Origin of the sequence: Bradyrhizobium sp. RP6 (genome assembly GCF_003837805.1) — a bacterium.
In the GTDB taxonomy this organism is placed as follows: Bacteria; Pseudomonadota; Alphaproteobacteria; order Rhizobiales; family Xanthobacteraceae; genus Bradyrhizobium.
The window spans coordinates 114,886-122,554 of sequence record NZ_RQIT01000022.1; the positions used below are offsets into that span (position 1 = coordinate 114,886).

The following is a 7,669-nucleotide window of genomic DNA, read 5'->3' on the forward strand; positions in this document are numbered from 1 at the left end:
ATTACTTGGCTGGCTCGGTCAGCCACTGGCGGATGATCGCGACGGTTTCGTTGGGGTTGCGCTCGGCGAGCTCGCCCACGCGATGAACGGACTGGGCGTGGACCTGGCCCTGGATGGTGGCGACGTCGATGGCGCTGGCGGCACCGCTCGGCAGCAGCGCCTGGCCGGAGGCCGGCGCGGCCTCTTCCGACGCGGCGGGGCCCGTCAGCACGCCGGAGATGGCGGCGGCGACCTCGTCGGAGGCGAGGATGCGCTTGACCAGCGGGCGGATGACCAGGAACAGCACGACCAGGCCGAGCAGCATCATCACGCCGAGCTCGACGAAGTACATGACGTCGTCCTTGGTGAACTGCAGCATGCCGAGCAAGCCTGAGGACTCGCCGATCGGCGAGGTGGAAGGCGCGTCGGCAAAGCGGAGATTCACGACCTCGACCTGGTCGCCGCGCTTCTGGTCGAAGCCGATCGCCGAGCGCACCAGGGTGGCGATGCTCTCGAGCTGCTCCTTGGTGCGGTCCTGGTAGGCCAGCTCGCCCTTGTCGTTCTTGGAGTAGATGCCGTCGACCAGCACCGCGACCGAGATGCGGTTGACCCGGCCGGCTTCGGTCACTTCGGTCTTGGTGGTGCGGGAGATCTCGTAATTGTTGGTCTCTTCGGTCTTCTTGCTCTGGTCCTTGGGGGCGGCGGCGGCGTTGTTCTGCTGGCTGCCGGGCAGCTCGTTGTTGACGGTGACCTGGCCGTTGTTGTCGGCGGTCATGCTCTGCTCTTCGCGGGTCTGGCTCGAGCGCAGCACCCGGCCTTCGGGGTCGAACTTGTCCGAGGTCTGGGTGACCTTGTTGAAGTCGAAATCGGCCGACAGCTGCACGCGGGCGCGGCCCGAGCCGACCACGGAGGACACGATGTCCTCGACCTGCTTGCGCATGCGCTTTTCGAAGGAGATGCGGCGCTCGTCGCCGACCGCCTGCTCCGGATCGGTCGCCGCGCCGTCGGCCAGCAGCTGGCCGGCCTCGTCGACGATCGAGACCCGTTGCGGCTTCAGCCCGTTGACGGCGGAGGCGACGAGATGGCGGATGGCGCGGATCTGCTGGGCTTCCAGCGAGCCGCGGACGCGGACCACGATCGAGGCCGACGGCTCCGGCGCCTCGCGCGCAAACAGCGGGCGCTCGGGCAGCACGAGATGGACGCGCGCGGCCTGGATGCGGTCGATGGCGCGGATGGTGCGGGCGAGCTCGCCTTCCAGCGCGCGGAGATGATTGATGTTCTGAACGAAGGAGGTGGTGCCGAGTGCGTCCGATTTGTCGAACACCTCGTAGCCGACGCCGCCGCCCTTGGGCAGGCCGCCCTCGGCGAGCTTCATGCGCAGCCGGGTGACCTTGTCCTTGGGCACCATGATGATGGAGCCCTCGTTGCGGATCTCGAACTGGATGCCCTGGCGTTCCAGGTCCTTGATGATGGTCGAGGAATCCTCGACGCTGAGGTCCGTGAACAGCGTCGTCATCTGCGGCGTGGTGACGCGCATGATGACGAAGGCGAAGAAGCCGATGAGCGCGGCGGTGACCGCGATCATCGCCCCGAACCGGGCGGCGCCGATACTCTTCAGAAAGTCCGCAAGCCCTTGCAAGCAACCGCCCCAGCAGATTCGGCTGCTTTCACCGGAAAGGCCGACTGGGCAATTATTGCCTAGGTGATGGTTTCGATATGGTTAACGAGAGTTAAGAGATCGGACAAAACTGTATCATGAAAAAAATCGGCCTCGCGGAGCGAGGCCGATTTTCGTCAAAAGCTGCAGATTTCCGGATCGCCTACTGGCGATATTGCTGGATGCGGGTGGTGCGAAGACCCGCCAGACCGTGCTGGTCGATGGAAAACTGCCAGGAAAGGAATTCGTCGACCGTCAGGGTATAACGGCTGCAGGCCTCCTCGAGGGAGAGAAGTCCACCACGGACGGCGGCGACGACTTCGGCCTTGCGACGGATGACCCAACGTTTCGTGCCCGGTGCAGGCAGATCCGCGATCGTCAACGGACTGCCGTCCGGCCCGATGACGTATTTTACCCTCGGGCGATGGGGTTCTGTCATGGCGTACTCACAAACTCTCAACCACTGAACTCACGCCCGTAACCCTACGCCCCCCGGCTTAAAAATCCGCTAAGCCTAAGGGTTCAATACAATTCTCGTTGAAACTTGCGGGAACACGGCCGTCTCGGCCGGCGCGAGACGCGATTCCGGCGGGCCAAGCGGGCAGAAGGTAAATACTTTACTAACGCCGAACGACTTTTGCGGGCTCGGCGCGAGCCCGGGACTCTGATCCACCTCTCCCCGCCGGGAAGAGGTGCCTCGCCCTCAATAGGCGCTTGTCGCGATGATGCTCTTGACCTGGCTCAGCGTGTAGCTGGCACCGTCGATGGTGAGCAGCGGCGGCGACTGGGTCAGGTCGACCGACGATACTACGCCCTGCACCTGCGCGGCGATGCCGACATTGTTGTTCGCGACGTCCTTGCCCGTGGCCGAGATCGTGTACTTGCCGTCGGGCCATTGCGTGCCGTCATTGCCCATGCCGTTCCAGGTGAACGGAATGTCGTTGCCGGCGGCGGCGGTGTATTTGCCGTTGAACACGGTCTGGCCGCTGGAATTGGCGATCGAGATCTCGACGGTGGAGTCGGTCGGCACGTTGAGATGCCAGATCGCCGCCGAGTTCGTCATGCTCGTGGTCGAACCGTCGACCAGCGCGGTCTTGCCGACGAAGCCCAGCGCCTGGGTCGCCTGCGTGGTCTGCTGGAGGGTGACGAGCTGGGCCAGCGAATCGTTGGTCTTGAGCTGCTGCTCGACGCCGGCGAACTGCACCAGCTGCTGGGTGAACTGGTTGGTGTCGAGCGGATCGAGCGGGTTCTGGTTCTGGAGCTGCGTCGTCAGCAGCGTCAGGAAGGTCTGGAAGTTGCCGGCGAGCGTCGAGCCCGTGGTCGAGCTCAACGAGTTCGAGGAGGAGGATTTCGGGATGTCGGTCGTCCCGGAGACGACGGAAGGGGCGGTGGCGGCATTCGTGGTGGCCATTTCGAATACTCCTCACACTCTGATGTCGATGCCGCCGCTCGACCCGAGCATGCGGCCGTAGCCGCGGGCGACAGGCGCGGCAGCAACGGTTTCGTCTTCGCTGATGATCAGCCGGCGGGCATTGCCGCCATTGTCGTTATTCTGGCCGGAATTCTGGCCCGATGAATTCTGGTCGCGCAGGCTGAAGGACAGCCCGTTGCTGCCGGTCTTGAAGCCTGCATCGTCGAGCGCGCGCTGCAATTGCGGTGCGTCCTGCTTCAGCATCGACAGCGTCTCCGGCTTCTCGACCGTGAGATGCGAGGTGACCTGGCCGTTGCGGTCGACATTGATGCGGACGTCGATGCGGCCGAGCTCGGTCGGGTCGAGGCTGATGTCGAACCGGGACTTGCCGGCGCGAATGGCAGCCGCGATCTCGATCGGCACGCCGCTGATCGGCACGGCGGCATGGTTTGCCGCGGTCGCGGTAAGCGTCGCCGTCGATGCCGTGGCGGCCGAGATCGTGTTGGTCAGCGGCGCCTGCACGGCGGAAGCGGCCTGCGCGCCGGCATCCGTCGGGGCGATGGTAGCCTGCGTGCCCGCATGCGCATGCGTGGCTGGCGCGCCTTGTGCCGGATCGGCGGCGAGGTCGGCGCGGCTTGCCTTGGCGTCGGTCGCTCCGCCATCTGCCTGCGGCTTTGCGGCCTGCGCATGCGCGACCGACGGAGCCTGCGCGGCGTTCGCCGTGCCGGTGTTCTGGCCGATATTCGAGACGTCGCTCTGGGCCTGCGTCGTTGCGGCGGCCTTGAACGAGGTCTTCGGCGTGCCCTGGCTGACGGCGGCGATCAGTCCGCCGTTGGCCTTCGCATCCGTCGCGGTCGCCTCGCTTGCGCCGGTCGCGGTCTCGCCGAGCGTCGCCGTGGTGTCGGCATCGACCTCGACGCCTGCAGCCTTGGCGCTCTTGTCGCCGGCGGTGGCGGTATCGGTCTTGTTGCCGGCGATCTGCGCCGCAGTGGAGGCACTGGCGGCAAGACCTGCTGCGGCGATCGTCAGCGGCGAGGCGGCTGCATCGCCGGCCTGGCTCGCAGCCGCATTCGGATCGGCCGGCACGACGGGCGCGGCAACGACGATCGCGTTCGGATCGGGCAGGGCGGGCTGCGTCGCATCGGCCGGCACGGCGGCAGCCGCATCGGCGACGGCGGCAGGAGCGTCGGTGCCGTCGGACTTGTCGCCCTTGGTCTCGTCGGATTTGTCCGTCGATCCGGCGTCCGATGTCTCGGACTTGTCCTTGATCTTGCCGGTGTCCTTGGCCGGATCGCTGGTCGTATCGCTCTTGTCGTTCTTCGCCGGCGCGGATGTGTCGTCATTCGCCTTGCTGTGCGAAGCCTGGTCCGTGGAAGAGGTGTTGCGCGGGCTCCGGTCGGACGCGGTGGAAGACGAGGTGGAATCGCTCCGGCGCGGCGCAGTGTCCTGCGCCTGCGTATTGTTGCTGATCGCCTGGGTGTTGCTGTCGACCAGCGAGCCGAAAGCGTCGTTCGCGGGCGTGTCTTTCGTGGCTTGCGACCGGGCAGGCTTTTGCTGCGCGCTCTGGACTTGCACGCTTGCCACGACGTCTGACGTACGACCAACCACAGGCAACCCCTTGGAAGCAACTTCGGACAAGGGGTAGCAAGGAGCGGGCCACCGCCTTCCGTGTAATTTTATTCAGTAAAATCAATAGCTTGAATGTTTTGGCTCGATGCCGGCAAGGTGCCGCGGCCCCGCCATTTCTGCCGCCCCGGCAAGAATTGCCCTAAGCCGGCTGCCCGCGCGATTGCTTCACCGGAATGCCGCCTATATTAAGGAGGTTACTCTCAGCCGCTTTCGACTTGGGCAGTCGTGCCCCCCAGGGAACCAGGGTTCCGGGGGATCACCGATGCCCCGCGAGAAGGCACAGGAATCGCGGATCGCGCTACGCCGCCGCCACAACGCTCTAAGGCCCATGCTGAACAGTCTGGATCTCGAAGGCCGTCCCGAGGACACCAGGGTCGTCGTCGCCATGTCGGGCGGAGTCGATTCCTCGACGACGGCTGCGCTGCTGAAGGCGGAAGGCTACGACGTCGTCGGCATCACGCTGCAGCTCTACGACCATGGCGCGGCGACCCACCGCAAGGGCGCCTGCTGCGCCGGCCAGGACATCCACGACGCCCGCGATGTCGCGGCCAAGCTCGGCATTCCCCATTACGTGCTCGACTACGAGGACCGCTTTCGCGAGTCCGTCATCGACAATTTCGCCGACTCTTACGCGCTCGGCGAGACGCCGGTGCCGTGCGTCGAGTGCAACCGCTCGGTCAAGTTCCGCGACCTGCTGAAGACAGCGCGTGAGCTCAGCGCACAGGCGCTCGCGACAGGGCATTATGTTGCCTCGCGCCGCCTGCCCAATGGCTCGCGGGCGCTGGTCTGCGCGGCCGACGCCGACCGCGACCAGAGCTATTTCCTGTTCGCGACCACGCGCGAGCAGCTCGACTTCCTGCGCTTTCCGCTCGGCGACATGACCAAGCCGCAGACGCGCGAGCTCGCGCGCCGCTTCGGTCTTGCGGTCGCCGACAAGCACGACAGCCAGGACATCTGCTTCGTGCCGACCGGCCGCTACACCGATATCATCACGCGGCTGCGTCCGAACGCGATGGATCCCGGCGACATCGTCGATCTCTCGGGGCGCGTGCTCGGCCGGCACAGCGGCATCGCCAATTTCACCGTCGGCCAGCGCCGCGGCCTCGGTATCGCCTCCGGTTCGCCGCTGTTCGTGGTGCGGCTGGAGGCCGCTACCCGCCGCGTCGTCGTCGGCCCGCGCGATGCGCTGAAGATGCACCGCATCAGCTTGCGCGACGTCAACTGGATCGGCGACGGCGACATCGACCGCGCGATCGGCGGCGGCCTCGAGATGTTCGTGCGCGTGCGCTCGACCCGCAGCCCGCAGCCGGCCTGGCTGCGCGGCGGCAATGGCCAATACGAGGTCGAGCTCGTCGCCGGCGAGGAGGGCGTCTCGCCCGGCCAGGCCTGCGTGTTCTACGACGCAGCCGGCGGCCAGGCCCGCGTGCTCGGCGGCGGCTTCATCCAGAGCGCCGCGGCGAAGGTCGGCGCGGCCACGTCGCGCCCGCTCGCGGAAGCGGTCCGCGGCTGATGCGAAATGAGATTGAGCCCGACTGTAGCCGCAACAGCGGTGCGCCCCCTCTCCCGCCTGCGGGAGAGGGTCGGGGAGAGGGCTCTCTCCGCGAGCGATACATCGCGAGAGGAAAGAACCCTCACCCGCCACGCTCTTGCGAGCGTGTCGATCTCTCCCGCAAGCGGGAGAGGCGCTAGACCGGGTACGGCGCGAGGACCGTCATCACCAATGACCATCATCTAAGTAAGAGTATCGGGCAGGGCAGGGGGCATGGCAGCAGACATCTCGCGGGCCGGGGTCGAGAAGGCCTATGGCCGCTGGGCGCCGGTCTATGATCTCGTGTTCGGCAAGGTGTTCGACGCCGGAAGGCAGTCGACCATCGCGGAGGCCGACCGCATCGGCGGCCGCATTCTCGACGTCGGCGTCGGCACCGGGCTTTCGCTCTCCGATTATGCGCGCACCACGAAGATCTGCGGCGTCGACATTTCCGAGCCGATGCTGCGCAAGGCGCAGGCGCGCGTGCGCGCGCTTCGCCTCTCCAACGTCGAAGTGCTGTCGGTGATGGATGCGAAGAACCTCGCCTTCCCCGACAAATTCTTCGACGCGGTGGTCGCGCAATATGTCATCACGGCTGTGCCCGATCCCGAAGGCACGCTCGACGAGTTCGTCCGCGTGCTCAAGCCCGGCGGCGAGCTGATCCTCGTCAACCACATCGGCGCCGAGAGCGGCCCCCGAAAGCTGTTCGAGCTCGCCTTCGCCCCCATCGCCCGCCGCCTCGGCTGGCGCCCGGAATTCCCGTGGGCCCGCCTCGTGGGCTGGGCCGCCAGGCACGGCGGCATCACCCTCACCGAGCGCCGCCCCATGCCGCCGATGGGCCATTTCTCGCTGATCCGATACCGCAAGGCGTGAGCGAGCCCGAGGCGCGGCCAGGCCGGCAGCGCGCCCCCTCTCCCGCTTTGCTTGCGGGAGTGGGTAGGGGAGAGGGCTCTCTCCACGCGCGATATCCCGCGCGTAACTCCGGCATTGCTGTGCAAGTTCACTCATTCGCTGATTGGATCGCTCCAGCGGAGCACGATCCGATGCGCGCAACGACGGGCGGCGCAGACCGTCAAATTTGCCGCAGTCCACTCCCGATCACATCGCACTCCGGCCGGGAACAGGCCGCCCGCGGCGCGCGTTTCCCTCCCATGCGCACGACATCAAACATCATTCTGGCCGGCCTCCTGATCGCCGCCTCAGGCACAGCGATCGCGCAGGCCCCGCCCGCCCCGGCGACGCCGCCGCAACAGACCGCGCCGCCATCCCCGCAACACGCGGCCAACTGCACCCCGCAGGACCGTCCGAACCGTCAATCGGACGGCACCACCACGGGCCAGTCCCGGGAACCGCTCGGCGACAAGCTGGCCAAATCCGACGGCGTGCTCTGCCCGCCCTCGGGCATCGACCCCGAGATGCACGCGCCGGCCCCCGACACCGGCGGCAACACCCCGGTGATCCCGCC

The 7,669-nt window shown here is 66.7% G+C and carries 7 protein-coding genes; 3 read left to right on the plus strand and 4 right to left on the minus strand.

Features of this window, described 5'->3' with window-relative positions; genetic code table 11:
* Position 1: 1 nt before the first annotated feature.
* The 4 genes from fliF to EHH60_RS29745 all read right to left on the minus strand — a co-directional run bounded on the left by fliF (position 2) and on the right by EHH60_RS29745 (position 4,655).
* Complete coding sequence (fliF, locus tag EHH60_RS29730; protein WP_124162921.1) at positions 2-1,618, minus strand: flagellar basal-body MS-ring/collar protein FliF; 1,617 nt, start codon at positions 1,616-1,618, stop codon at positions 2-4.
* Positions 1,619-1,799: 181 nt separating this feature from the next.
* Positions 1,800-2,075 carry a CtrA inhibitor SciP gene (gene sciP / locus EHH60_RS29735; protein ID WP_002714638.1) on the minus strand — a complete coding sequence of 92 codons (276 nt, stop codon included), beginning with the start codon at positions 2,073-2,075 and terminating at the stop codon, positions 1,800-1,802.
* Positions 2,076-2,339: 264 nt separating this feature from the next.
* Positions 2,340-3,047 carry a flagellar hook assembly protein FlgD gene (locus EHH60_RS29740; RefSeq protein ID WP_124162922.1) on the minus strand — a complete coding sequence of 236 codons (708 nt, stop codon included), beginning with the start codon at positions 3,045-3,047 and terminating at the stop codon, positions 2,340-2,342.
* A 12-nt stretch (positions 3,048-3,059) separates the two neighbouring features.
* The gene (locus EHH60_RS29745) at positions 3,060-4,655 is read right to left on the minus strand and encodes a flagellar hook-length control protein FliK (RefSeq protein ID WP_124162923.1); all 1,596 of its coding nucleotides are present in this window, start codon (positions 4,653-4,655) and stop codon (positions 3,060-3,062) included.
* A 349-nt stretch (positions 4,656-5,004) separates the two neighbouring features.
* Between EHH60_RS29745 and mnmA the strand changes: the two genes are divergently transcribed.
* From mnmA to EHH60_RS29760, 3 genes are all read left to right on the plus strand, one after another.
* The gene (gene mnmA / locus EHH60_RS29750) at positions 5,005-6,186 is read left to right on the plus strand and encodes a tRNA 2-thiouridine(34) synthase MnmA (protein WP_124162924.1); all 1,182 of its coding nucleotides are present in this window, start codon (positions 5,005-5,007) and stop codon (positions 6,184-6,186) included.
* 252 nt (positions 6,187-6,438) lie between these two features.
* A complete protein-coding gene (locus tag EHH60_RS29755) occupies positions 6,439-7,077 on the plus strand; it encodes a class I SAM-dependent methyltransferase (RefSeq protein WP_124162925.1) in 639 nt (212 codons plus the stop codon).
* A 278-nt stretch (positions 7,078-7,355) separates the two neighbouring features.
* Positions 7,356-7,669, plus strand: a 314-nt coding sequence (locus tag EHH60_RS29760) for a hypothetical protein (protein ID WP_124162926.1), incomplete at its 3' end; no start/stop codon positions are given.